At 37.8% G+C, this 270-nt stretch carries 1 pseudogene; it reads left to right on the forward strand.

Going from position 1 to position 270, the window contains the following annotated elements:
- A pseudogene (ecpR, locus tag SB765_RS29915) lies at positions 1–270 on the forward strand (ECP biosynthesis operon DNA-binding transcriptional regulator EcpR); the annotation flags it as partial.

A 270-nucleotide genomic window follows, 5' to 3' on the forward strand; every position in this document is an offset into this window, starting at 1 on the left:
TAATTTATCTATCGTTGGAGAAAATTAGGAAAGATTTCGTGTTTATCAATCTCAGTACGGATTCTTTATCTGAATTTATAAACCGTGATAATGAATGGTTATCCGCGGTAAAGGGGAAACAGGTCGTATTGATTGCGGCCAGAAAGTCAGAGGCCTTAGCAAATTATTGGTATTACAATAGCAATATTAGGGGCGTGGTATACGCTGGACTGATTCGTGATATTAGAAAAGAACTGGTCTATGTGATTAATGGCAGGTTCCTGAGAAAAG

This window comes from Pseudomonas sp. SIMBA_067, assembly GCF_046534675.1.
GTDB classification, from domain to species: Bacteria; Pseudomonadota; Gammaproteobacteria; order Pseudomonadales; family Pseudomonadaceae; genus Aquipseudomonas; species Aquipseudomonas putida.